The 24149-nt window shown below is 41.3% G+C and carries 18 protein-coding genes, 1 tRNA gene and 1 pseudogene; 10 read left to right on the forward strand and 10 right to left on the reverse strand.

The genetic code is table 11. The features are described from left to right. Positions 1-171: 171 nt before the first annotated feature. The 3 genes from BMW53_RS16320 to BMW53_RS16330 all read right to left on the reverse strand — a co-directional run bounded on the left by BMW53_RS16320 (position 172) and on the right by BMW53_RS16330 (position 2901). Positions 172-804, reverse strand: a complete 633-nt coding sequence (locus BMW53_RS16320; RefSeq protein WP_038559846.1) for a histidine phosphatase family protein — start codon at positions 802-804, stop codon at positions 172-174. 131 nt (positions 805-935) lie between these two features. Continuing rightward, entirely contained in the window at positions 936-2144 is a 1209-nt protein-coding gene (locus tag BMW53_RS16325) for an FprA family A-type flavoprotein (RefSeq protein ID WP_074780994.1), read from the reverse strand. A 388-nt stretch (positions 2145-2532) separates the two neighbouring features. Continuing rightward, positions 2533-2901: a four helix bundle protein gene (locus tag BMW53_RS16330; protein ID WP_051567896.1), complete on the reverse strand. Its 369-nt coding sequence runs from the start codon at positions 2899-2901 to the stop codon at positions 2533-2535. Positions 2902-3210: 309 nt separating this feature from the next. Between BMW53_RS16330 and mltG the strand changes: the two genes are divergently transcribed. Together mltG and BMW53_RS16340 are read left to right on the forward strand one after the other, a co-directional pair. Further along, positions 3211-4272 (forward strand): endolytic transglycosylase MltG, encoded by a 1062-nt coding sequence (gene mltG / locus BMW53_RS16335; RefSeq protein WP_051567895.1) that lies wholly within the window; start codon positions 3211-3213, stop codon positions 4270-4272. A gap of 100 nt (positions 4273-4372) precedes the next feature. Further along, positions 4373-7690 carry a glycoside hydrolase family 2 TIM barrel-domain containing protein gene (locus BMW53_RS16340; RefSeq protein WP_051567894.1) on the forward strand — a complete coding sequence of 1106 codons (3318 nt, stop codon included), beginning with the start codon at positions 4373-4375 and terminating at the stop codon, positions 7688-7690. 84 nt (positions 7691-7774) lie between these two features. Here BMW53_RS16340 and purT read toward each other — a convergent pair whose 3' ends face one another. Then, positions 7775-8965, reverse strand: coding sequence for a formate-dependent phosphoribosylglycinamide formyltransferase (purT, locus tag BMW53_RS16345; RefSeq protein ID WP_038559843.1), 1191 nt, complete (start codon positions 8963-8965; stop codon positions 7775-7777). Between the two features lie 190 nt (positions 8966-9155). Here purT and BMW53_RS16355 point away from each other — a divergent pair, with 190 nt between their 5' ends. The 3 genes from BMW53_RS16355 (at position 9156) to BMW53_RS16365 (ending at position 12171) form a co-directional block, all read left to right on the forward strand. Further along, positions 9156-10043: a dienelactone hydrolase family protein gene (locus tag BMW53_RS16355; protein WP_038559840.1), complete on the forward strand. Its 888-nt coding sequence runs from the start codon at positions 9156-9158 to the stop codon at positions 10041-10043. A gap of 130 nt (positions 10044-10173) precedes the next feature. Continuing rightward, positions 10174-11547, forward strand: a complete 1374-nt coding sequence (locus BMW53_RS16360) for a C1 family peptidase (protein ID WP_038559837.1) — start codon at positions 10174-10176, stop codon at positions 11545-11547. A gap of 93 nt (positions 11548-11640) precedes the next feature. Beyond that, positions 11641-12171, forward strand: a complete 531-nt coding sequence (locus BMW53_RS16365) for a GNAT family N-acetyltransferase (RefSeq protein WP_038559835.1) — start codon at positions 11641-11643, stop codon at positions 12169-12171. Positions 12172-12257: 86 nt separating this feature from the next. Here the strand turns inward: BMW53_RS16365 and BMW53_RS16370 are convergent, their stop codons facing one another. Continuing rightward, entirely contained in the window at positions 12258-13658 is a 1401-nt protein-coding gene (locus BMW53_RS16370; RefSeq protein ID WP_038559832.1) for an NfeD family protein, read from the reverse strand. A 202-nt stretch (positions 13659-13860) separates the two neighbouring features. Between BMW53_RS16370 and purB the strand changes: the two genes are divergently transcribed. Continuing rightward, on the forward strand, positions 13861-15207 hold the full coding sequence (gene purB, locus BMW53_RS16375) for an adenylosuccinate lyase (RefSeq protein ID WP_038559829.1): 1347 nt from the start codon (positions 13861-13863) through the stop codon (positions 15205-15207). A 128-nt stretch (positions 15208-15335) separates the two neighbouring features. Continuing rightward, positions 15336-17138 carry an ABC transporter ATP-binding protein gene (locus BMW53_RS16380; RefSeq protein WP_245749062.1) on the forward strand — a complete coding sequence of 601 codons (1803 nt, stop codon included), beginning with the start codon at positions 15336-15338 and terminating at the stop codon, positions 17136-17138. A gap of 22 nt (positions 17139-17160) precedes the next feature. On the opposite strand, the gene BMW53_RS16385 is transcribed toward BMW53_RS16380, so the two are convergent. The 5 genes from BMW53_RS16385 to BMW53_RS16405 all read right to left on the reverse strand — a co-directional run bounded on the left by BMW53_RS16385 (position 17161) and on the right by BMW53_RS16405 (position 21307). After that, the gene (locus BMW53_RS16385) at positions 17161-17883 is read right to left on the reverse strand and encodes a (Fe-S)-binding protein (protein ID WP_038559823.1); all 723 of its coding nucleotides are present in this window, start codon (positions 17881-17883) and stop codon (positions 17161-17163) included. A gap of 111 nt (positions 17884-17994) precedes the next feature. Next, positions 17995-18067 (reverse strand) — tRNA-Trp (locus tag BMW53_RS16390). 657 nt (positions 18068-18724) lie between these two features. Continuing rightward, positions 18725-19474: a TonB family protein gene (locus BMW53_RS16395; protein ID WP_168136420.1), complete on the reverse strand. Its 750-nt coding sequence runs from the start codon at positions 19472-19474 to the stop codon at positions 18725-18727. A 318-nt stretch (positions 19475-19792) separates the two neighbouring features. Further along, on the reverse strand, positions 19793-20299 hold the full coding sequence (locus BMW53_RS16400) for a helix-turn-helix domain-containing protein (RefSeq protein WP_081804853.1): 507 nt from the start codon (positions 20297-20299) through the stop codon (positions 19793-19795). 294 nt (positions 20300-20593) lie between these two features. After that, complete coding sequence (locus BMW53_RS16405; RefSeq protein WP_038559817.1) at positions 20594-21307, reverse strand: ThuA domain-containing protein; 714 nt, start codon at positions 21305-21307, stop codon at positions 20594-20596. Positions 21308-21493: 186 nt separating this feature from the next. On the opposite strand from BMW53_RS16405, the gene BMW53_RS16410 reads away from it, so the two are divergent. From BMW53_RS16410 to BMW53_RS16420, 3 genes and pseudogenes are all read left to right on the forward strand, one after another. Then, the gene (locus BMW53_RS16410; protein WP_038559814.1) at positions 21494-22717 is read left to right on the forward strand and encodes an alpha/beta hydrolase family protein; all 1224 of its coding nucleotides are present in this window, start codon (positions 21494-21496) and stop codon (positions 22715-22717) included. Between the two features lie 33 nt (positions 22718-22750). Further along, positions 22751-22897, forward strand: a pseudogene (locus tag BMW53_RS21615) (hypothetical protein); the annotation flags it as partial. A gap of 274 nt (positions 22898-23171) precedes the next feature. Then, positions 23172-24149: IS4 family transposase (locus BMW53_RS16420; RefSeq protein WP_074781003.1), on the forward strand; the 978-nt coding region annotated here is incomplete at its 3' end.

Here is a 24149-nt window from a genome sequence, read left to right on the forward strand (position 1 = left end):
TGTAATTGTGTACGCTCCATTAATGTCCTTTCAGACGGAAAATACTTTTTCCTACAGCTGAAAAAGTATTCAAAAAAGCCACCGCTGACGATAAAAAGCTAAAAATAAATTCCTTTCACTAAAATCAAGAAACTTCCCGATGCTAACGATCGGGACAAGCTCTCCTTAGTTCTAAAGTTCACTCAAAACATTTAACGAAACCAGGTGTTCGATTACGCCCCATTCTTTTAAAAACCAATTGCCTTCGTTGATGTAAAACGAACTGATTGACGAATTATTTATGGAGAAAGCGCGTGGCTCATCCAACTTTATATTGAAGGTTCTGTACATCATCATTTCCAGCACCAAACCATGCGAAACAATCAGTACTTTCTGATCTTTAAATTTACGGGCAATGGCTTCAATTTCCGATGTTACACGCTCATACATTTGTTGAATGCTTTCGCCACCAGGAACTACAAATTCAGGGTTCCGTTCCTTATAACGCCGATATTCTACGGGATATGTTTCTTCAATCTCTGCAAAGTTTTTTCCTTCAAAAATACCAAAAGAGCGTTCGCGTAAATTCAGGTTATATTTATGAGGTAACAACAATTGTTTATTGATGATTTTTGCAGTTTCAACCGCCCGTTCAAGATCGCTGCTTACAAGAACATCAAACTCACGTTTAGCCAATGCCTTTGCCACCAGTTCGGCCTGCAAAATGCCATTTTCCGAAAGCTTGCTGTTACGCTGCCCTTGTATGCGTTTCTGCAAGTTCCACATCGTTTCTCCGTGCCGTATAACTGTAATTTCTGTAGCCATATTTTTCAATTTTGTGCGAAGGTGATTGTTTTATTTAAAGAAATAATGTGTTTGAAATTGAATGCCTTTTCAACGCTGAAAAACAAAAAGCCACTCCGAAGAGCAGCTTTTGATTTATCTGATAGATTATTTTAAATCTTTTCAGGAGCAGGCATTTCAAGTAGTTTATCAGCCATTGCATTGGCCAACTTAATTAACTCTTCCTGGGTTTGAACCTTCATATTTCCCTGTTCTTCGATTGGTTCGTAAACCATATCCCACTTAATTTTTTCGGCAAAAGTTTTCAGGTTTTTCACGCCGCCGCCGTTCCATGAATAGTTACCAAAAATTCCAAGCAGGTGGTCTTTTGGTGCCATATGCTCGATGGTTGTAAGCAATGTTTCCACGTTCGGGAACATCGCGTTGTTATACGCCGCGCTTCCCACAATAAATCCTTTGTATTTAAAAATGTCGTTGATAATGTACGACGAGTGTGTTTTTGAAGCATCGTAAACACGGATGTTTTTAATGCCGCGCACCGCAATCTGACGGGCAATGGTTTCGGCCATTTTTTTGGTGTTTCCGTACATCGATCCGTAAACGATAACCACACCGCGATCCAAATCGTACGAACTCCATTTATTGTAGCGTTTCAAAATCCAGTCGAGATCGCTGCGCCAGATTGGACCGTGTGTTGCCGCAATCATTTTAATATCGAGGCCAGCCAGTTTTTTAATGGCACGTTGTGTGTGCGGACAGTATTTCCCAACGATATTGGTGAAGTAACGCATCACTTCCACTTCGTAAAAATCGAGGTTGATCTCGTCGTCGAAAATACCACCGTCCATTGTTCCGTAGCTACCAAAAGCATCACCCGAGAACAGGATTTTGTTGGTTTCCTCGTAAGTAACCATCGTTTCGGGCCAGTGTACCATCGGAATCATCTGGAACTGTAACTTGTGTTTTCCCAAATCAAGCACATGATCATCGTGTACCATGTGTATATTTTCCGGTTTCATGTAGTACGACTTCACAAAACCGAAGGTCTTTTTATTTCCCACAAGCGTAATATTCGGGTAACGGTGAACGATTGCTTTTAAGGCTCCCGAATGGTCGGGTTCCATGTGGTTAATAACCAGATAATCCACCTCGCGGTCGCCAATAATCTCTTCAATAGCATCGAGGTAATCGTCGATAAAAGCACGTTCAACGGTATCAACCAGTGCAATTTTTTCATCAACAATCAAATAACTGTTGTACGAAACCCCGTGCGGGATTGGCCATATATTCTCGAATAAGTGCGTGCGGCGGTCGTTAAATCCCAAATAATAAATATCTTCTGCAAGATTTACTTGTAGCATAATTTTCAGTTTTTAAGTCAATTTTTGAAACTGTAACAAAATTAGTGAATTTAGGTTGACAGCCTATAAAATAATTTTCTATCGCCCTTATTTAGAATCTGGGTTAAGGGAATGTTAGGAGAAGAGGAAGGACTGAGGGGCTGAGGGATTGAATGACTGAGGGATTGAAGGATTGAATGTTGAAATGCGTAAATGCTTTAATGCGTGAATGCTTTAATAAGCAGTAGCTTTGTGAAACTCCGTGCCTACTTTGTGCTACTTTGTGGTTAGCTTTTTCAACTGAAAGATCGTAAAATTGCCTGCTGCTATTTTGCCAACAGCCTTTTTGTAGTTGATTAATTAAAAGATTGAACGAGATTGATTTTAAGATTGATGGAGATTGACAGTTCTATCGGGAAAGTCGTTTTCGCATTGAAGCCAGAATTTTTAGAAGCTCGATACTTTCTTTATGCAAGTCATTAATAAACGAAGTTGTTAATATTCCTGAGCTAATAATCAGGTCAAGCCACATTTCAGTTTCATCAGCTTCTTCAACCACAATCGAGAGTTTTGAAAAGAATTCGGCTTTCGATCTTCCTCTTAATGCTGCTCTATAATTGGCATAAACAGAAGTTCCCGAGCGAATTAACTGTTTATTTAGTACCCTGCCTCTTTCTGATGATGGAAGCATTTCAGATAATTTCAAAATTTTTAGTGTAAATTCTTTTAATCTGTCGCGAATTTGAATTTTGTAATCAAGCCAGCTTTGATTTGTCATAGTATATCTGAGTTATATTCAGCATCTAATTTACTATAAATTAACACAATATCAATTTCACGCACTCTTTAATTCAATCAGTCTCCTTCAATCTTTTTTCAATCTCCTTCAATCTTTCATCAATCTTCTTCAATCTATACCTCAATCTCAACATCAATCTTTTTTCAATCTCCTTCAATCTTTCATCAATCTTCTTCAATCTTCTTCAATCTATACCTCAATCTCAACATCAATCTTTTTTCAATCTCCATCAACCTTTCTCTGCAACCGAAAGAATTTTATCTTTGAAGCTGAATTCAAATTAGAACTATGTCGATTGATCAGAAAAGCCGTGCCATGACTTTCCCCCGGATTGGAAAATTCATTATTATATTTTTTGCCATTGCCTTTATCCTTGTCGGAGCGCGGGCATACCAGCTATACCGTTATGTTTTTGATGAAAATGTAAAAAACGATTACATAATTCTGGTTACCGAAGAAGATGACATAAAAAGTATTAGCGAAAAGCTGGAAACCAACGAGGTTTTAATCAACATGAAAGCCTTTAAGTGGGTGGCTAAAAAGAAGAAATATGCTGACTTCATGCGCCCCGGACGTTACGAGTTAAAGAAAGGCATGACCACCAACGAACTGGTGAATATGCTCCGTAGTGGCGCACAGTCGCCGGTAAACATCACTTTCAACAATGTTCGTTTTAAGGAAGAACTGGCCGGAAAGGTGAGCAAATACATTAAAGCCGATTCCACCTCCATATTACAACTGTTTTCGGATGAACAGCAGATTGCCGACTGGGGATTTACCGAAGAAAATTTCCGCACCATGTTTATTCCGAACACCTACGAAATGTACTGGACCACATCAGCCGAAGAATTTGCACAACGTATGAAAACGGAGTACGATCGTTTTTGGAACGACACCCGCACCAAACAGGCTGCAAAAATGGGTTTAACGCCACAACAGGTGGTTACTTTGGCCTCCATCGTTCAGTCGGAAACCATAAAACCCGACGAGCTAAAAACAGTGGCCGGCCTTTACATTAACCGCCTGAATAAAGGTATTGCACTGCAAGCCGACCCTACCGTAAAATATGCTGTTGGCGATTACTCGATTAAACGGGTTTTGAACAAACATCTCGAAATCGATTCGCCTTACAACACCTATAAATATGCGGGTTTGCCACCGGGGCCAATTTGTTTTCCGGAAATCACATCAATTGATGCCGTGCTGAATTACGAAGATCACAACTACCTGTATATGTGTGCCCGCGAAGATTTTTCGGGCTACCATAATTTTGCAAAAACATTGAGTCAGCACAACCGGAATGCAAAAAAATACCGCGATGCGCTGAACAGCCGCCGCATCTTCAAATAGTAGACATATCAGACGAAAACTCCCAAATCAGTCAAAAAATATAGGTGTAAAACTGTTTTACACCGTCTTTTATAATGATAACGAATTAAATTACGTTGAAATGAAGAAACTTTTCATTCTGGTGCTCAGCCTGTGTGCCACCACCCTGTTTGCCCAAAACAATAGTTGGGAAGATCCCGCCTACATTGCAAAAAACAAACTTCCCGGAAGGGCCACTTCCTATTCGTACAAATCTGCTGACGATGCCTTAAATTGCGATCGCGAAACATCAAGAATGATCTCATTGAACGGAATATGGAAGTTCAATTTTGTAGAAAAAGAAGAAGATCGTCCGTTGGATTTCTACAAGCAGGATGTTTCCGACTGGGATGATATCGAAGTTCCGTCGAACTGGGAAATGAAAGGTTACGGTACGCCCATTTACGTAAATGCCGGTTATCCCTTCCGTCCGGAACTGCCTGCCGAAGCACAGAAAGATCCGATAACCTGGTACAAAAAAAACTACGATGTGCCGGAAGGACTTTCAACGGAAGAACTGTATCGTCGGTTTTATGCCGATGTAGCTTCAAAAATAGTTCCCGAGCCACCTTTTATTACACGCGACAATCCGGTTGGATCGTACGTTCGCTCATTTACCATTCCTGAAGATTGGAACAACAAAAAAATTGTATTGCATTTTGGCGGTGTAAGTTCGGCGATGTTTGTTTATGTAAACGAGCAAAAAGTAGGCTACAGCCAGGGCAGCCGTTTACCTGCCGAATTTGACATTACAGAATTTGTGAAAGCCGGCGAAAACAAAGTAGCGGTGCAGGTTTTCCGTTGGTGCGATGGCAGTTACCTGGAAGACCAGGATCACTGGCGCATGAGTGGAATTCACCGCGAAGTGCTGGTAATGGCTCAGCCCAAAGTGGCCATCGAAGACTTTTTTGTTCGTACCCGTCTGGATGCTAATTACCAGGATGCACTACTGCAAATACGTCCAACAATCACACGTGGAACCGGTGTTGACACCAAAGGCTGGACACTGGAAGCTGAATTATACAGCCCGCAAAACAACAGGGTTCTACAAGCACCAATCACAAAAAATGTTGATGCCATTATTTACGAAGGATATCCGCAACGCGACAATGTATATTTCGGGTTACTTGAAGAAAAAATAACCGGTCCTGAATTATGGTCGGCAGAAAATCCAACGCTTTATACAGTAGTTCTTTCCTTAAAAGATGCCGATGAAAATGTGGTTGAAGCACGTTCAGCAAAAATCGGTTTCCGCGAAGTAGAGACCAAAAACGGCCAGCTTTACGTAAACGGAAAATCGATAAAATTATATGGTGTTAACCGCCACGACCACGACCACCTGGGCGGAAAATCGCTTACCCGCGAAGATATGGAGAACGACGTGTTGCTGATGAAACGTTTTAATTTTAACGCGGTGCGTACCAGCCACTACCCCAATGATCCGTATTTCTACGATATGTGCGACAAATACGGCCTGTATGTGCTGGATGAAGCGAATATTGAAACCCACGGATTAATGGGCTACCTCACCAACCAATCGGAATGGCACATGGCTTTTCAGGATCGTGTGGTTCGAATGGTGGAGCGCGATAAAAACCACCCCTCAATTATTGGCTGGTCGCTTGGAAATGAGTCGGGAACCGGTCCAAACCACGCCGCAGCTGCCGGCTGGGTGAAAGATTTCGACCCTACACGTTTTATTCATTACGAAGGAGCACAAGGGCAACCGGAACACCCCGATTACACTGCTTACGGCTCAGACGCATTCAGAAAAAAAGGAAGAACTGCCAACCCAACCGATCCGCTTTGGGTGGATGTAATCAGCCGTATGTATGCCAACCTGGAAGATCTGGAAGCGCTGGCAAAAAGTCCGTACATCAGCCGTCCTATTATGGAGTGCGAGTACGCACATGCCATGGGTAACTCGCTGGGTAATTTTCAGGAATACTGGGATTTAATGCACAGCTATCCGAACCTTATCGGTGGATTTATCTGGGATTGGATCGATCAGGGAGTGCTGACATCCGATGAAAACGGAAAAGAATTTTTTGCTTACGGTGGCGATTTTGGCGATCAGCCCAACGACAATAATTTCTGTATGAACGGAGTAATTGCATCCGACCGCACGCCAAAACCACAAACCTGGGAAGCAAAATATGTAATGCAGCCTGTTCAAATTACTGCTGCTGATTTGGAAAACGGTTTAGTACGAATGCTCAATCGTTTTAATTTCGACAATCTGAACGAATACAAAGTAAGCTGGACTTTAAACGAAGATGCAACAGAAATTCAATCAGGAGTTTTAGAAGGTCTGAGTCTGAATCCGGGAGCCAACAAAGTGGTTGAGATTCCTTTTGCAGCTATTAAACCAAAAGCAAACGCTGAGTACTGGCTGCGTATAAGTGTTCAACTAAAGGAAGATAAAAACTGGGCAAAAGCCGGGCATGAACTGGCCAAACAACAATTCAAACTTCCTATACAAACAGAAGTAACCGCAAAAGAAATAAACGCCGACAACATCACTTTCGACGAAAGCGATGAGCAAATTGTGGTGAGCGGCAAAAATTTCCAAGCCGTTATTGGCAAAAAAAGTGGTTTAATCGAAAGTTACCAGCAAGGCGGAAAACAAGTTATCACTTCGGCGTTGAAGCCCTATTTCTGGAGGCCGTTAACCGATAACGACGAACGTGGCTGGAAGGTGCAACAAAGCATTGCAATCTGGAAAGATCTACCCGGAATGCTGACCGTTAAAAACCTGAATGCCGATGCTTCGTCGGCTAATATTGCTGTGAAATTAGCATACAAAGAGTTGAGCTTAGCGCTAAACTATTCTTTCACAAATGAAGGAACTGTAAATGTAAAATTTGATTTAGCGATTCCTGAAGAAATGCCCGAACCAATTCGTGTAGGAATGAACATGGGCGTATCAACCGATTTGCAACAAATGAGTTTTTATGGCAAAGGTCCATTTGAAAATTACTCGGACAGAAATGGTGCTGCCGAAATCGACATTTACCAGGGAAGTGTGGATGATTTCTACTACAACTACACCAAACCGCAGGAAAGCAGCAACCACACTTGTGTGCGCTGGCTGGCTCTTACCAATAATAATTCGGGATTGATGGTGCTTGGCGAAACACCGCTACAAACATCGGTTTGGCCATACACCGCCGAGAATATTTACGAAGCACAACACCCTACAGAATTGGAGAAAGCAGATGCCTTAACAGTGAATATCAGCCACAAAATGGCCGGTGTTGGTGGTAACGATTCGTGGTCGATCAATGCGCGCCCGATCAACAAATACCGCTTACTGGAAAAAGCTTACAGTTATGAATTTAAGCTGGTTCCGCTAGCGAAAGCGAAAGATTTGCAACAAATTTATCGTGATACAAAATAGAAAAGGCAGACTTTAATCTAAACCATTAAAAAAACCGGCTTTGTTCCTCAAGGCCGGTTTTTATTTTATTTATAAGTGGTCGTTTTACAACTGAACAACAACTGAGCTACTTGCTTTATTCGCTTTATCGCGGGCTTCTTCCACCGAGTTGGCCCGTGCCAGGCAAACTCCCATCCGGCGTTCGCCTTTTACTTCGGGCTTACCAAATAAACGCAACTGCGTATCCGGCTCACTCAAAACTTCTGTGAGGTTAGAAAAAGCCACTTGCTTCGATTCTCCTTTTACCATAATCACGCTACTTGCCGATGGCCCGTGAAATTTGATGTTCGGAATGGGCAAACCAAGAATCGCCCTTACGTGCAGGGCAAATTCGCTCAAATCCTGCGAAATCATTGTTACCATTCCGGTATCGTGCGGACGTGGCGAAAGCTCGCTGAAATAAACGGTATCGTTTTTCACAAAAAATTCTACGCCAAATAAACCGCGGCCACCCAGTGCTTCCACAACAGTTTTAGCAATGTGTTGGGCTTCTGTCAGTGCCTTTTCTGTCATGGCTTGTGGTTGCCACGACTCCTGGTAATCGCCGCCTTCCTGGCGATGGCCAATGGGTTCACAAAACGAAACGCCGCCAACATGACTGATAGTTAGCAAGGTAATTTCGTAATCAAAATCAACAAAACCTTCCACAATTACACGGTCACTATTTCCACGGGCACCTTCCATGGCATAGTTCCACGCGTAATCAATATCAGCAGCACTTTTCACTACACTTTGTCCTTTTCCCGACGAACTCATGATTGGTTTCACCACACAGGGGAATCCAATTTCTTCGATGGCTGCTACAAACTCTTCTTTTGTTCCGGCAAATTTGTAAGGCGAAGTTGAAAGCCCCAATTCTTCAGCCACCAAAGTTCTGATACCTTCGCGATTCATGGTCAGTCGCGTTGCATTGGCTGTTGGAATTACATGGAAACCTTCCTTTTCCAACTCCAGCAATTTGTCGGTGGCAATGGCTTCCACTTCCGGGATGATATAATCCGGTTTTTCGGTTCTGATAATTTCAGCCAAACGTTCGCCATCCAGCATAGAGGCCACATAATAACGATCGGCAACCTGCATGGCAGGCGCATTTTCGTAGCTGTCAACCGCAATAACTTCCACGCCGTAACGCTGAAATTCGATTACCACTTCTTTTCCTAATTCACCCGATCCCAACAAAATAACTTTTATTGCCGACGGCGAAAACTTTGTTCCTAAAACTACCTTTGTGCTCATCCCTGTTTTTCGTTTTTTTTTGATGCCGCAAAAATAAATTTATTTACGATTACACATTTTAAAACCACTTCCCGACTTTGTTTTGCTAACGTTTTGTTGAAACTGATTGACCACTTGCCCTTAGGAAATTCAATACAGTTATTGAACAAAGCGAAATCATTAGTAGTTATTTCAATATAAATAACTAACAATGAAAGCAATAAAGAAAGAACAAATTAGACAGGAGGTTTTCGACCTGTACGATGACTATGCGCACAACCGAATCGATCGCAGAAAATTTGTTGAACGACTTTCGGCCTATGCCGTTGGAGGTTTAACGGTTTCGTCGCTCATGAGTTTTATTATGCCCAACTATCAGGATAAAATTCAGATTAAAGCTGAGGATGCGCGGTTAAAAACAGAAACCATCGAATACAATTCGCCCAAGGGTGGAGGAAAAATAAGAGGCCAATTATCGCGGCCGGCAGGAAATTCAACAAAACTACCCGGAATTGTTGTTGTACACGAGAACCGAGGTTTAAATCCACACATTGCCGATGTTGGAAGGCGTGCAGCACTGGCCGGATTTATTTCCGTTTCGCCCGATGCACTAAGCCCGCTGGGTGGTTATCCCGGAAACGACGATGACGGACGCACCCTGCAAAGCAAGCGCGACAGAAATGAAATGCTGCAAGACTTTATTGCGGCTTTCGACTATCTGAAATCGCACCCGGAATGCGACGGAAATATCGGAGTGGTTGGCTTTTGTTTTGGAGGCTGGATATCGAATATGATGGCTGTAGAAGTATCAGATTTAAAAGCAGCTGTGCCATTTTATGGTGGTCAGCCTTCAGAAGAACAAACCAAACAAATTAAAGCCCCGCTACTGTTGCATTATGCTGAACTGGACACACGCGTTAATGAAGGTTGGCCGGACTACGAAGCTGCACTAAAAAAATACAATAAAGAATACACGGCACACATGTATCCGGGAGTAAACCACGGATTTCATAACGATACTACGCCACGATATGATGAAGCTGCAGCAAAATTAGCCTGGTCGCGAACCATCGATTTCTTTAAAGAGAAGCTGGCATGATTTGAATATTTAACAGCTTATTCAACAAACTTGTTCGTAAATTTGAATGCTGTTTACCTCTAATCCTTAATCCTGTCCGTGCAAATACAACTATTCTTTTAATTTTGCTTCTGAAACAAAATTATCAGAAATGAAGAAACTTTTACTTGCTGCTTTCACGGCTTTTCTTGCACTTGGAAGCACCGCACAGGAGCTGGACCAAACAGCCATTACGGAGATTAAAACATCGCTAAAAATGGATGCTTACACCAAGGGAATGCAAAACGCCCTTTCGGCAAACGACATCAACAAACTGGCCAAAAACCTTACGAATATTAACGAAGACGACCACCGTTTCACTTATCGTGTGGATGTTAAAGGCATTACCGACCAGAAAAGCTCGGGACGCTGTTGGTTGTTTACCTCCTTAAATATGTTTCGCCCAAAAGCGATGGAAGTTTTTAACCTTAACTCATTCGAGTTTTCGCAAAACTACCTGTACTTCTGGGATATTTTCGAAAAAGCCAACCTGTTTTTAAATAACATGATTGAAACGGCCGACCAGCCCATCGATGACCGCCTGGTGCAGTGGTACCTTAGCTCGCCTGTGAGCGACGGAGGAATGTGGAGCAGTTTTGCCAACCTGGTAGATAAATACGGAATGATTCCGAAATCGGCAATGACAGAAACACACTCCAGCGAAAATACCCGCTCCATGGTAAAATTCATCAACTTAAAATTAAAAGAAGATGGATTGCGTTTACGCGAAGCAGCTGATTCGGGGGCGAAAACAAAAGAACTTCAGGCCATGCGCCAGGAAATGATGAAGGACATTTACCGCATGCTGGCACTGAACCTGGGCATTCCGCCCAGCGAATTTACCTGGCGTTACGAGGACAAAGACAATGTTGTATCGGCGTACCAAACCTATACCCCACTCGAATTTAAACAAAAAGTATTGGGCGATATCCAGGTTAGCGACTATGTAATGTTAATGAACGATCCTACGCGGCCGTTTAACGTACATTACGAAATTGACAACTATCGAAATGTGGAAGAAGGCGTAAACTGGCACTATGTAAACCTGGCCAACGATAAAATTAAAGCCATGGCCATTGAATCGATCAAAAACAACGAAGCACTTTATGCATCCTGCGATGTTGGACAACAACTCGATCGCGATTACGGCATTCTGGATATTGATAATTTTGATTACGAATCGGTTTACGGCGTGTCGTTTACCATGGACAAAGCCGAACGCATACAAACCAAATCAAGCGGTTCGTCGCACGGCATGGCACTTGTTGCTGTTGATATTGACGACAAGGGAAACCCTGTTAAATGGCAGTTCGAAAACAGTTGGGGCGAAAGCGCCGGTCATAAAGGCTACCTTACGTTTACCGACGAGTGGTTCGACGAGTACATGTTCCGCATTGTGGTACACAAAAAGTTTGTTACACCCGAGGTACTGGAAATTTACGAAACAGAGGCCACCATGCTCCCGGCCTGGGACTGGATGTTCTAAGATAAGCAGCCCGGAGCTTTTGGTTCCGGGCTTTTTATTTGCCACAACCGTAATCTTGCCTATTTTTATAATCCAGAATAAAAAAAACAGGTAATGATTATTGAAGGCACCAACTACCTCACTTTCGAAACAGAACGGCTTTTTCTGCGCCCCTGCACCGAAAACGACAGCCTTTTTATTTTCCGCTTGCTGAATTCCGAAAAATGGCTTCAGTACATTGGCGATCGTGGTGTTTACTCGGAAGAAGAAGCACGTGCGTACATACGAGAAAAAATGTATCCTCAACTAAAGAAGGAAGGTTATGGAAACTATGTAGTCGTCAGAAAACTTGATAACGCCAAACTGGGCACCTGCGGACTTTTCGACCGTGACGGACTGGAAGGTATAGATATTGGTTTTGCCTTTTTGCCTGAATTTGAAGGACAGGGCTATGCTTTTGAAGCTGCCGAACGATTAAAAAAGGCAGGAATTGAAGATTTTAAAATCAAGAATTTAACTGCAATTACTGCAAAATACAATTTGCGCTCGCAACGACTGTTGGAAAAGCTGGGAATGCGTTTTTCAAAACACGTTACTTTGCCCAACGACACAGAAGAGATAATGTTTTATCGCCTGAAAGACTGACAGCAGGATTGATGCAGATTGACTTTAAGATTGATGCACAAAGCTCGCAACTTTTGCCTTTGAACTTTCTACTTGTTCCTTGTTCCTTATTCTTCATCCAACTCCACATAAAGCTGAGTGGCTTCAACTTTTGTAACAATTATTTTTTCGTCTTTATCAATAAAACCAGTAACGGCAATTGCATCGTAAACTTCGCCTTCAATGTTTATTTTTCCTCCGGGGCGTAAAACGGTCTGGGCAATTCCTTTCTTTCCTTTCAACTCAAAAAGTGTGGTATTAACACTCACAAAACCATCATTAACATGCTGAACCGTGTTTAACGCAAAGTTTTTAAACCATCCATGTTCGGCTGTAAACATGCGTTTCCCGAGGTAAAGTGCCAATACAAAACCACTAAATATTCCGATAACCACCGTGGCAATTGCTTTTCCAACACCTTCCATCTGCACGCCTTCAAAATCGAAGTTAACATTGTCGATCAGGCTTAAAACCAGACCAACAAAAACAAACACGATTCCGAGGGCTCCGGCAACTCCAAAGCCCGGGATAACAAATATTTCCACCGCAATAAGTATGAGCCCCACAATAAACAGCGCAATTTCCCAGTGTTCGGCCAGACCTTCGAGATATAGCGGCATAAAATAAAGCAAAGCCGCCAAAATTGCTATTCCCAGCGGAAAACCTATTCCCGGCGATTGCATTTCAAAGTAAATCCCTCCCACAATGGCCATAATCAACAATCCTGAAACCATTGGATGCACCAGGAAGCCGATGATCTTTTCAATAAAAGTTGGCTCGTATTCAAACAACTCATAGTCGGCGATACCAACTTGTTGCAGCACTTCGTCAATGGTTTCGGCTGTTCCTTCACAAAAACCATTTTCCATCGCTTCCGAAGGTGTAAAAGTTAACACCTGCCCCGTATCGGAAACGCCTTCAATAAAAATACGTTCATCAACCATGGCCTCAGCAATTTTCGGATCGCGAAACCAATCAATAATCGTATCACCGGCGGCTGTAATCGTTGTATCTTTCCCGTGTGCCTCAGCTGTTGCCCGCATAGTCGATCGCATGTAGCTCTGGTATTTATCGGGCATTGCCGCTCCGGTTTGGTTGACTACCGTGGCTGCTCCAATACTTCCTCCGGGGCGCATATAAATACCATCGCAGGCAATGGAAATCAACGCACCTGCCGATGCTGCATTATTATCGATAAACACATAAACCGGGATGTTACTTTGAAGAATTCGTGTGCGTATAGAGTCGGCATCAACCACAGTTCCGCCGTAGGTATTCATGTGAATGAGAAACACGTCGGCTTTTACCGAATCGGCTTCCGCAAAAGCCTGGCTCACCTGTCGTCGAGTGGCCGGGGTAATTTCTGATTTGATATTGAGAAGAAATACATTTTTCTTGTTGGCCTCCTGCGCAAAAGCGCCCAAAGCGGCAAGTACAAATAACAAAATCCAGAAATTTTTGAGCTTCATGACATTGATTTTTTTTCAAGTTCCAAAATACAAAAAACTAATTACAATTAATGCTTCATTCAGAAAAGCTAAAAACTCATTTTCGGGAATTAAAGACAATCGCTAATCGTTGCCGCGGTTAAAGAATATTAAATTCACCCGGCTGCCAAATAGCTAGTCCGCTTAATTTTATAAATTTGCAGCTTAATTCTAAGTAATAACAATGGAACTTAATACATTAACAGCAATTTCGCCGGTTGACGGCAGGTACAGTAACAAAGTAGAAGGGTTGGGAAAATACTTCAGCGAATTCGCGCTGATTAAATACCGATTATTTACCGAAATAGAATATTTTATTGCCCTTTGCGAAATTCCTTTACCACAACTTGCTGATATTCATACAGATAAACTAAAGAAACTTCGTGAGCTTCACGAAAACTTTTCGCTTGAAGATGCACAACGTATTAAAGACATTGAAAGCGTAACCAACCACGATGTAAAAGCTGTTGAGTATTTTATTAAAGATGAATTTGATAAGCTGGAGTTGGGTAAATACAAAGAGTTTATTCACTTTGCACTTACCTCGCAGGACGCCAATAATACCGCCATTCCGAAATCGATACAAGATGCTTTGGAAGAGGAATATTACCCGCTGTTGCAAGAACTGATAGAAAAGTTGCTGATGATGGCCAGCGAATGGAAAGATATTCCGATGCTGGCAAAAACACACGGACAGCCTGCTTCGCCAACAAAAGTTGGAAAAGAGATTAAAGTATTTTTAGAGCGAATTATGGTGCAGTTGGTTCAGCTAAAATCAATTGCCATTGATGCAAAATTTGGCGGAGCTACCGGAAACTTTAATGCACACTTAGTAGCTTACCCCGATATTAACTGGGAAGAGTTTGCCAACAAATTCCTGAAAGATAAACTGGGATTGAACCGTTCGCAATTCACCACACAAATTTCGCACTACGATAACCACAGTGCCATTTTTGATGGATTGAAACGTATCAATAATATCATTCTTGATTTGGATCGCGACATCTGGACATATATTTCGATGAACTACTTCAAGCAGAAAATCAAAAAGGGCGAAGTAGGTTCGTCAACCATGCCGCATAAAGTTAACCCGATCGATTTCGAAAACTCGGAAGGAAATATTGGTATAGCCAATGCAGGTTTTGAGCAACTATCGCAGAAACTTCCGGTTTCGCGTTTGCAGCGCGACCTGACCGATTCAACCGTTACCCGTTTTATCGGTGTTCCGTTTGGCCATACTTTGATTGCCATTAAATCTACCTTGAAAGGTTTAAACAAATTGCTGATCAATAAAGAAGCCATTGAAAAAGATCTTGAAAATAACTGGGCAGTGGTTGCCGAGGCCATTCAAACGATTTTACGCCGCGAGTTTTTCCCAAATCCTTACGAGGCCTTAAAAGATTTGACCCGCAAAAACGAGGTGATCAACAAAGAGGCAATCCACAATTTTGTTGACAGCCTAGCCGTTAGCGATGCTGTAAAAGAAGAGTTAAAAGCAATTACACCACAGAACTATACCGGTATATTTTAAGATTTTAGCAGACAACAGAGCAGCCGAATTTTTCCGCTGCTCTCCTCATACAAAAAACAATAATTAGAAGATATGCGCTTTGTATTTGCATCTTCTGCCTTCAGCTTATGAAAGAATTTTTAAAACTCATGAAACGATTTGTTCCGCCCTACCGGTGGAAGGTCGTAATGAACATTATTTACAATATTTTAGGTGCACTTTTCGGAACCTTTTCGTTTGCTATGCTTATTCCGGCACTCGATATTTTGTTTCAAACAAAAGAACTGGTATCCGAAAAAGTGGAATGGGCGCTTACTGCCGATTCCATCACCAATAACGTAAACTATTATATCAGTTCGTTTATTATTGAACACGGGCAACAGGATTCGTTACTGCTTATCGGTTTTATTTTAGTTATAGCCACTCTTTTTAAAGTTGGCTTTACGTACCTGGCCGATTTTGTACTTATAGCTTTGCGCAACGGTGTTGTTTACGATATCCGCTCGCTCATTTACAAGAAGATAATTGGCTTACCGCTCGGTTATTTTTCGGAAGAACGGAAGGGCGATATAATGGCCCGTATTACCAGCGATGTACAGGAAGTGGAAAACTCCATTGCCAACTCGCTGGGAATGATGATAAAAAACCCGATTCTGATAATGGTTTATTTGGGCGTGATGATTTACATGAGTTGGTCGCTTACTTTATTTGTGTTTGTTATGTTGCCGATTACCGGTTTAATTATCGGGCGAATTGGCCGCAGCCTGAAACGCGTTTCAACCAAAGGGCAAAATAAACTGGGTGAAATTCTGTCGATTATTGAAGAAGATCTTTCGGGATTGCGGATTATAAAATCGTTTAATGCCGAAGAAAAAGCCATCGGTCGTTTTCAAAATGAGAACCAAAACTACCGGCTGATCATGAACCGCCTGATGTGGCGTCGCAATCTGGCACACCCTGCCAGTGAGTTTTTGGGAACCATTGTTATTGTAATTGTTTTGTGGTATGGCGGTCGAATTATTCTTGGAGGAAACGACTCGTCGCTTACTGCTGCCGAATTTATCGGCTATATGGTGTTTTTCTACGGAATAATAAATCCGGCTAAAGCCTTCTCAACAGCACTTTACAGTGTTGAAAAAGGACTGGCTTCAATGCAGCGCATCGATCATGTTCTTGCTGCAAAAGTAACTATCGTTGATAAGAAAGATGCCAAAGATATCAAGTCGTTCGAAAAAGATATTGTTTACAAAAATGTAAGTTTTGCCTACGACAAAGCAGAGGTACTTTCGAATGTAAGCCTTAATATTCCAAAAGGAACAACCGTTGCGTTTGTTGGATCTTCGGGCAGTGGAAAAACCACAATGGTTGATTTGTTGCCGCGCTTTTGGGACATTACTTCGGGAAATATTGAAGTGGATGGAACCGATATTCGCGACCTGAAACTTAAAGCGCTACGCAACCTGATTGGAAACGTGAACCAGGAGCCCATTTTATTTAACGACACCATACGAAACAACATTGCTTTTGGCATTGATAATGTGAGCGAGGAAGCAGTAATACAGGCTGCAAAAATTGCCAATGCGCATGATTTTATCCTCGGAACAGAAAACGGCTACAACACCACAATTGGCGACCGTGGCGATAAACTTTCGGGCGGACAAAAGCAACGCCTTTCTATTGCGCGTGCCATTTTACGGAATCCTCCAATTCTGATATTGGATGAAGCTACTTCGGCCTTGGATACCGAATCGGAAAAACTGGTACAGGAAGCCTTGGAGAACCTGATGAAAAACCGCACTTCGTTGGTTATTGCACACCGCTTATCTACCATTAAACATGCGAATTTAATTTGTGTACTACACGAAGGTGAAATTGTGGAGCAAGGTACACACGAAGAGCTAATGCAGCTTGACGGCCGCTACAAGAAATTACACGGCATGCAGATGTTTTAAATAAGCTTCAAGCCGCTGGCTTCTAGCTACGAGCGGCGAGTACATCTACCAAATGAATGGCTTTAATGGGTAGCTTCTGCTTTTTAATGTAGGCCTCCATATTCATTAAGCACGAAGCTTCGGTAGATACGATGTATTCGGCGCCGGTTTTTAGGGCATGTTCAACTTTCTGTTCGGTCATTGCCGTTGAAATATTGTGGAATTTAGCGGCGAATGTACCTCCAAAACCACAACAGGTTTCCAGAGCTTCCATTTCGATGAGCTCCAAGCCCTTTACCTCACTTAACAGTTTACGCGGTTCTTCTTTAATACCATATTCGCGTAAACCGGCACACGAGTCGTGAAACGTAACTTTATGATTGAAAGTCGCCCCAAGTTCAGTCACTTTTAAGTGGTTCACCAAAAAGTCGGTAAACTCGAACACCTTTTTCCGGGTCTTATTCGTCTTTCTCAGCAACTCCTCGTCACCTTCAAACAATTTATGGTAATAATTACGAATAAAACCGGTACACGAGGCTGATGGAGCTACTACAACGTTCGCCAATTCAAAATCATCCAAAAATTTTGTGGCTACAGTTTTTGCTTCGTCCCAATACCCGCTGTTAAAAGCCGGTTGCCCGCAACAAGTTTGTTTCGGATTGTATTTTACATCGCACCCTACCTTTTCCAGCAGGCTGACAAAATTTCCTGCTGTTTCAGGATAAAACTGATCGATAAAACATGGAATAAAAACGTCGATTTGCATTGCCTCGAATTTGTGGTGAAAATAACATTTATAAGCTGAAGATTTAAATATTTCACCCGGAATTTAATTCAATAAAAAAGGCCTTACTAAAGTAAGACCTTTGTGCTTTTGCACGGGAGGAGAGACTCGAACTCCCGACACCTGGTTTTGGAGACCAGTGCTCTACCAACTGAGCTACACCCGTGTTTCATTTTGCGTGTGCAAATATAGTAATTCAATTCAAATTACCTAAGCCCGTGAAAGAAATTATTCGAAATAGATGAAATCGTTTTGTAAGGCATATTCATTCTCATTTTACGCCAGTGATTAAAAGCACCTGTGAAAACATTAGCATAAAACGGTACTAAAATTTTATTGATTTGAGCTGTTTAAAAGGATAAAAAAACGGCGATTGCAACATAATTTTGTAATATGTCATCAGAAACAGACTAGCAAACGTCTTATTCTCTTAAAAAACATGTGCCTCGTACCTCGTGCAAATAATTATCTACCGTATTTTCCAACCGATTCTGGATCACCCGTAAAAGTAGTGTATGAAAAAAAACGTGTTTTAAATGGGACTAAAAAAAGAAAGGGCAGTTCAACAACTGCCCTTATTAATGTTAACCCCCAAACACACAATAGGTCGGAACGACCTATCACGAGCAAAGAAAATAATTCTTTTTAAATTAGACAAATAATTATGCTGAAATTCGCACATTTTAAGCAAATCACCTAGCCACCTCTAAGCCTTTTTAACCCCGGAGTATGTTTCTTGTTTATTTTATTTAATACGATTATAAACCCGGACAGAATTTCCGGGTTTAAAATTTTCATGTCCCTGTGATTTTTGATTAATCGCCTACTTTCCTTCCAAAATGGCGGTTAAAGCTTCGTATGCTTCCCAACCTTCTATCTGAACAAAGAAATCACTATTCATATCAACTGTTGATCCCAATTCAACTAAACGGGTCCAGTCTTCTCGCGCACCTTCGTGGTTTCCTCTTTCATAACGGCAGAGTCCACGCATTAACAGAAGGCTCTGATCATGTGGCATATATGTCATCCCTCTGGTAAAAAGCTGTTCTGCTCTTTTTGCTTTTCCCTTTTCAAAGAAACATTCTGCCCCTTTCGAGAAGCAAGTAGTGGCAATTGTTACAAATTTTTCATGGGTCTGTTCTGCATTTCCTGACAATGAAAACACAATAGACACTTCTTGTTCCATTGAAACGGGAATACCGTCTTTTATACCCGGTTTCCACATTCCATTTGTCGATTCCAGTACCCGAACAAGTTCTTTGTCTATTTCCGGGCACACACCATTCACAATGTCGATATCGGTTACCTCTCCCCGGGCATTAACGTTGAACTTGATTACTTCGGTGCCTTCACTACTGCAACGTTGTGCCTCTTCCGGATATTCGATGTTGGCAGTCAGGTATTGTTGTAAATAATTGGCATCGACAGTTGCAAAATCAACATAGTTTTTAATTCCGGTAAAAGCAGGTGGAGAAATCGCAACTTCATCAATAGAAACTTTTGGGGTATCATTTTGTCCTATTGCCAGCAAACAAATACAAATTGCCAGCATAATAAATACTACTTTTTTCATGGCTTTCTGGTATTTAATTAACATTAATGAATAGGTTTCTGAACATTTTCCCTCCTTCCCTAATCAGAAACTTTTGATGTTCAAGTTACGGCGAAATGAAATGTAAATTCTTAAATCTATGTTGCATTCATTGCACCTGTTTCCAAATTCTTTAAACTATGAGCACCGATTTAAACTATGTAGTATTCATGACATTTATACAGCTATTTCCGGGTAATTTTGGAACGTTTTTATGTGCTATTATTGCTAATGGCGCATAAGAAGGTTGTTTTTTTTTTAGCAACACAGGATTCGCGGGGGTCTGGTTTTTTCGTTCATCTAGCGCCTGAACAAAATAAAGAGTACCAAAACGAGGAGGATTACGGCCAAAATAAGGAGACCATAATGACGATTTAGACGATCGTATAAATTGTGGCAGGGCTTAGCTTTTACAGCAGATTTGAAATCAGTATCCAGGTTGTTTTGCTGACTGGCGTAGGTTTTGTGCACACCAGGCGAATGACCAAAATAATCGTGGAAACATTTATTAAAATAGCTGGGACTTCTAAAACCTACTTTATAGGCGATTTCAGAAATTGTATTATTATTTTCTCTTAATAATTCGCTGGCCTGAAGCAAACGAATTTCCCGAATAAAACAACTTGGGGATTTGCCGGTAAGATTTTTTAATTTCCGGTGTAACTGCGATCTGCTCAATCGTACTTCCCTGGCCAAAACATTTACCCCAAAATCATCTTCCGACAATTTTTGTAACACTATTCCATGTAGTTCAGATAAAAACTCAGAATGTTGTGTTGTACTATTATTTTCATGTTGACCGAACACGTAATTTTTGGTTAATTCTAATCCTTCTCCCCTGTATTGTGTACAGGTTCGAAATAAGCCTTTTTAGCATACGAAATTTTATCCAAAAAGATTTAAGCAACAATTTTTATTGTTCGTAGGGGGAGGTCAGAAATGAAAACGATAATTCAAATGTAGATGCTGGCGTTAAGCGCCAATTTGTATTTCTTCTGTTAAGCGTTTGGTGTTTTTAATACCTGAATTTAACACCAAATCTGTAAGCTGAAGACCATCGATATATTTTACTGCCTCGTTGTATGATCGTATATCGCATTATTATTTATTTGATGTATTCAGGTAATGAATGGCTTGAAGCAGAAGCTTCCGGTACTCTTCGGTTTCGTACGTTCGTTTATCGTGCCCGGGCTGAATATAGACTATAGTTGAGGCATTAAAGCGATTCTCCCAGGCCACGTAATCGGCACTTTTCGGATGCCGGGTTCGAAGCAACGGTTTTACCTTGTCGGAGATTCGGATATTATCGTACACTTCGTCGAAAAAACGCAATTCGCGAAATCCGGCAGTAACCGGTGTGTAATTCTCAATTGTACAATACACCCACATATCATGTTCGTATTCCGACCATTCCTCTTCGGGAACTTTTCTGCTTTCCTCCACATAACGGCCTCCTATAATTTCCTCAAATGCCGGCCAGTTTTGATACGAAGCAAGTGCATGATGCAAAAACAAAAATGGTTTCCCCTGTTTGGTCAATCGTATATATGCCGCTTTTTGCTCTCGGTTTATTGTGTTCCACATGTCGTAAAAAACAAGTACGTCAAAATCGTCGGCAACGCCACTCGCAAGGGCTTTGTTGGCATCGGGTTGAGCAAAATGCTTATACTCTATTTCCGGCATGCGATCGAACAGTTGAAAAAACTGAAGTGTATCATAACTGTGCCCTCCGGTTACCAGCATTACTTTTATTGGCTGGGCCATAACCACACATGCAAACAAGCTTACCGCAACAAAAAGTATCGTTTTCTTCATTATTATATTTTTAGGTTGAAACCTGAATCGATTGTTTCTGTATCACGAAAATAAAAAAACATCCTGATCAATTCTACACAAAAAAGTATTGTTGTTAACATTGATGACGCAAATAGCTGAATTAAAGTTTTACAGGTATAAAAAATACCCTATTTTTGGTTATATTCATTCAGAAAACACATTTCCATGAACAAAAAACTATTTCCGCTTTACTTCCTGTTAATTGTGGTTGCTTTTATGTCGTGCAACGAAATGGACGATGTAACTCCGGTAACTCCCGCCAACAATTATCTTGTTGATGCTGAATTTCAATCTCGCATTTCGAAAACAGTAATTGACTTAACTATTGCGGCAGCAAGCGCCGATTACGAAGACCTGGCAGAGATAAAAGACCATATACAAACAGGTGTTGAGGTTTATAAAATAAGCTACAAAACTACTTTTAACGGTAATCCGGTTGTTGCGTCGGGAATAGTTGCCCTCCCCGATGTAGCTGGCCAATATGCAGTTTTAAGCTACCAAAACGGTACCAACACCGAACACAGTAAAGCCCCCAGTGTTGATTCGGAAAACCAGCTTTTTAACATGCTGAAAATGATGAGCTCAACAGGTTTTATTATTGCGCTGCCCGATTACCTCGGTTTTGGCGAAGCTGACGATATGTTTCACCCGTACCTGCACCGCCAGTCAACAGTACAAACCGTTACCGACATGCTGGCGGCAGTGCGCGAATTTATCGACCAGAAGGAGGATATTTCGTTAAACAACGATTTGTACCTGGCCGGTTACTCGCAGGGAGGATGGGCTACTATGCAAGTTCAGCAAGCCATTGAAGCCAATACCGCTTTTTCTTACCATTTAAAAGCAAGTGCCTGCAGTGCCGGGCCATACAACCTGGTTACACTTAACGAATATATTGTTGGTTTGGCAGAATATCCGCAACCCTATTTTCTGGCTTATATTTTTAGCAGCTACCTGAAACTCGGCGGTGAAATACCTGTAAATACCATTTTTCAGGAACCTTATGCCGATAAAATTGAAAACATGTTTGACGGCCAGACTTCGGGCGAGAAATTAAACGCAGCGTTAACAACCACCGTTTCCGACTTATTTACACCTGAATACCTAAGTGGCTGGAACACCGAAACAACTTACGCCCCGGTTTTCGAAATGCTGCAAGAAAACAGTGTTCCGGATTTTGTACCAACTGTGCCAACCAAACTATTTTACGGAACTGCCGACACTTATGTGCCGCCACTTGTAAGTGAAGAAAAGTATGATGAGTTTATAGCCGCCGGTGCATCTACAAACCTGGTTCAGAAAGTTCCGCTCGACGGGCTTAACCACGTGGAAGGAATTTTTCCATCCGGATTGGCATCAATACTTTGGTTTCTGGAAATGAAAAATTAAGGAATGTAAGAAAGCCCGGAGAACGAAGCACAAGACCGCGCAACTTCTGTTTACCTGATTGACCGCGTAGTTCCAATGCTTCCCGAGCGCTTATCGAAATTTCATTTAAAAGATATTTTACAGACTCCAAAACGATTCAGATTCATATTTTGCGAGCAAAATGGCAATCCTGACGGTTGAAATTCATATTCTCTGCGCAAAATATCAATCCTAATGATTCAGATTCATATTCTCTGGGCAAAATGTCAATCCTGGCGGTTCAGATTCAGATTTTCTGGGCAAAATGTCAATCCTGATGGTTCAGATTCATATTCATGAGTGTTCGGAAGATTTTATCGCGAAACTCAAGTAGTTTCAACAATTTTCCGTTATCGGTCTTGATAAGTTGCTGGTATTTGTGAATGTAACTTAATTTATCAAATTTATTTTTGCCCTGTCACTAAGAATATTCAAATTGACAGGCAAACAAGCAAAAATATCGGTTACAGAACTGTTGTCATTACTTCCTGATGAGGAACTCAATAAAATTGCCAGACGCACGAAAGTCAATTACTATGTAAAAGTATTAGATGGCAAAAGTATTTTCTGTTTAATACTTTATGCTTTGGTAGAGTGTCAGCGCAATAGTCTTCGAACAATGGAAGATATTTTTAATAGTCCGCAATTTAAATTCTTATTTAACCTGGATGCTACTCAAACAGTTCGACATAGTTCTATTTCTGAAAGGTTAAGTGTGATAAATATTGAGTTTTTTCAACAAGCCTATGAATTAACATATGAATATTTTAGTACTTACTACAACCGCATACAACGTGAAAATGTACGTTTGATACGAGTTGATTCTTCGATGGTAGCAGAAGCAGCGAATAAGCTAATTGAAGGGATGAATATAGGACGAAAGAAAGATGGGAAGAAGCAAATAAAATATACCGTGGCATTTGATGGAGATTTGCCATGCATGACAAAAATATTTACAAACAGACAATGTCTCAGTGAAGATATAACTATTCCCCAGGTAGTATTTGATTATGCCAGGAAGGATCAAAATGCCATATTTACATTTGACCGTGGAGTAAACAAACGGGAAGTTTATCGCAAACTATCAAATCAAGGAACCGGCTTTGTAACCAGACTTAATCCTGGAGCTAAGTTTAAATTAGTTCGCGAGTTGGAAGAAGGAAATAACCGAACGGTTGGGGCTTTAGAGTTGATTAGGGATATTGAAGTTCAATTAACCAAAAACAGGAAAGAATACCGAAAATTTAGTGACGAAACTTTTCGATTAATCATAACTCGGCATCCGGAAGACGGCACTGAATATTGGTTTCTGACCAACCTATTTGAAATTGGCGTTGAAGAGGTTCTGCAATATTACAAGAAACGTTGGGACATTGAAGTCTTTTTCAGGTTTCTGAAACAAGAATTAAATTTT

Origin of the sequence: Draconibacterium orientale (assembly GCF_900111425.1) — a bacterium.
Lineage (GTDB): Bacteria > Bacteroidota > Bacteroidia > Bacteroidales > Prolixibacteraceae > Draconibacterium > Draconibacterium orientale.

Coding starts and splice junctions, on each gene's coding strand:
- BMW53_RS16385 (WP_038559823.1), bottom strand. CDS start 17,883: ATGCAAATCGACGTTTTTATTCCATGTTTTATCGATCAGTTTTATCCT.
- BMW53_RS16340 (WP_051567894.1), top strand. CDS start 4,373: ATGAAGAAACTTTTCATTCTGGTGCTCAGCCTGTGTGCCACCACCCTG.
- BMW53_RS16370 (WP_038559832.1), bottom strand. CDS start 13,658: ATGAAGCTCAAAAATTTCTGGATTTTGTTATTTGTACTTGCCGCTTTG.
- BMW53_RS16325 (WP_074780994.1), bottom strand. CDS start 2,144: ATGCTACAAGTAAATCTTGCAGAAGATATTTATTATTTGGGATTTAAC.
- BMW53_RS16360 (WP_038559837.1), top strand. CDS start 10,174: ATGAAGAAACTTTTACTTGCTGCTTTCACGGCTTTTCTTGCACTTGGA.
- mltG (WP_051567895.1), top strand. CDS start 3,211: ATGTCGATTGATCAGAAAAGCCGTGCCATGACTTTCCCCCGGATTGGA.
- BMW53_RS16380 (WP_245749062.1), top strand. CDS start 15,336: ATGAAACGATTTGTTCCGCCCTACCGGTGGAAGGTCGTAATGAACATT.
- BMW53_RS16365 (WP_038559835.1), top strand. CDS start 11,641: ATGATTATTGAAGGCACCAACTACCTCACTTTCGAAACAGAACGGCTT.
- BMW53_RS16330 (WP_051567896.1), bottom strand. CDS start 2,901: ATGACAAATCAAAGCTGGCTTGATTACAAAATTCAAATTCGCGACAGA.
- BMW53_RS16395 (WP_168136420.1), bottom strand. CDS start 19,474: ATGAAAAAAGTAGTATTTATTATGCTGGCAATTTGTATTTGTTTGCTG.
- BMW53_RS16405 (WP_038559817.1), bottom strand. CDS start 21,307: ATGAAGAAAACGATACTTTTTGTTGCGGTAAGCTTGTTTGCATGTGTG.
- BMW53_RS16355 (WP_038559840.1), top strand. CDS start 9,156: ATGAAAGCAATAAAGAAAGAACAAATTAGACAGGAGGTTTTCGACCTG.
- BMW53_RS16320 (WP_038559846.1), bottom strand. CDS start 804: ATGGCTACAGAAATTACAGTTATACGGCACGGAGAAACGATGTGGAAC.
- purT (WP_038559843.1), bottom strand. CDS start 8,965: ATGAGCACAAAGGTAGTTTTAGGAACAAAGTTTTCGCCGTCGGCAATA.
- BMW53_RS16410 (WP_038559814.1), top strand. CDS start 21,494: ATGAACAAAAAACTATTTCCGCTTTACTTCCTGTTAATTGTGGTTGCT.
- purB (WP_038559829.1), top strand. CDS start 13,861: ATGGAACTTAATACATTAACAGCAATTTCGCCGGTTGACGGCAGGTAC.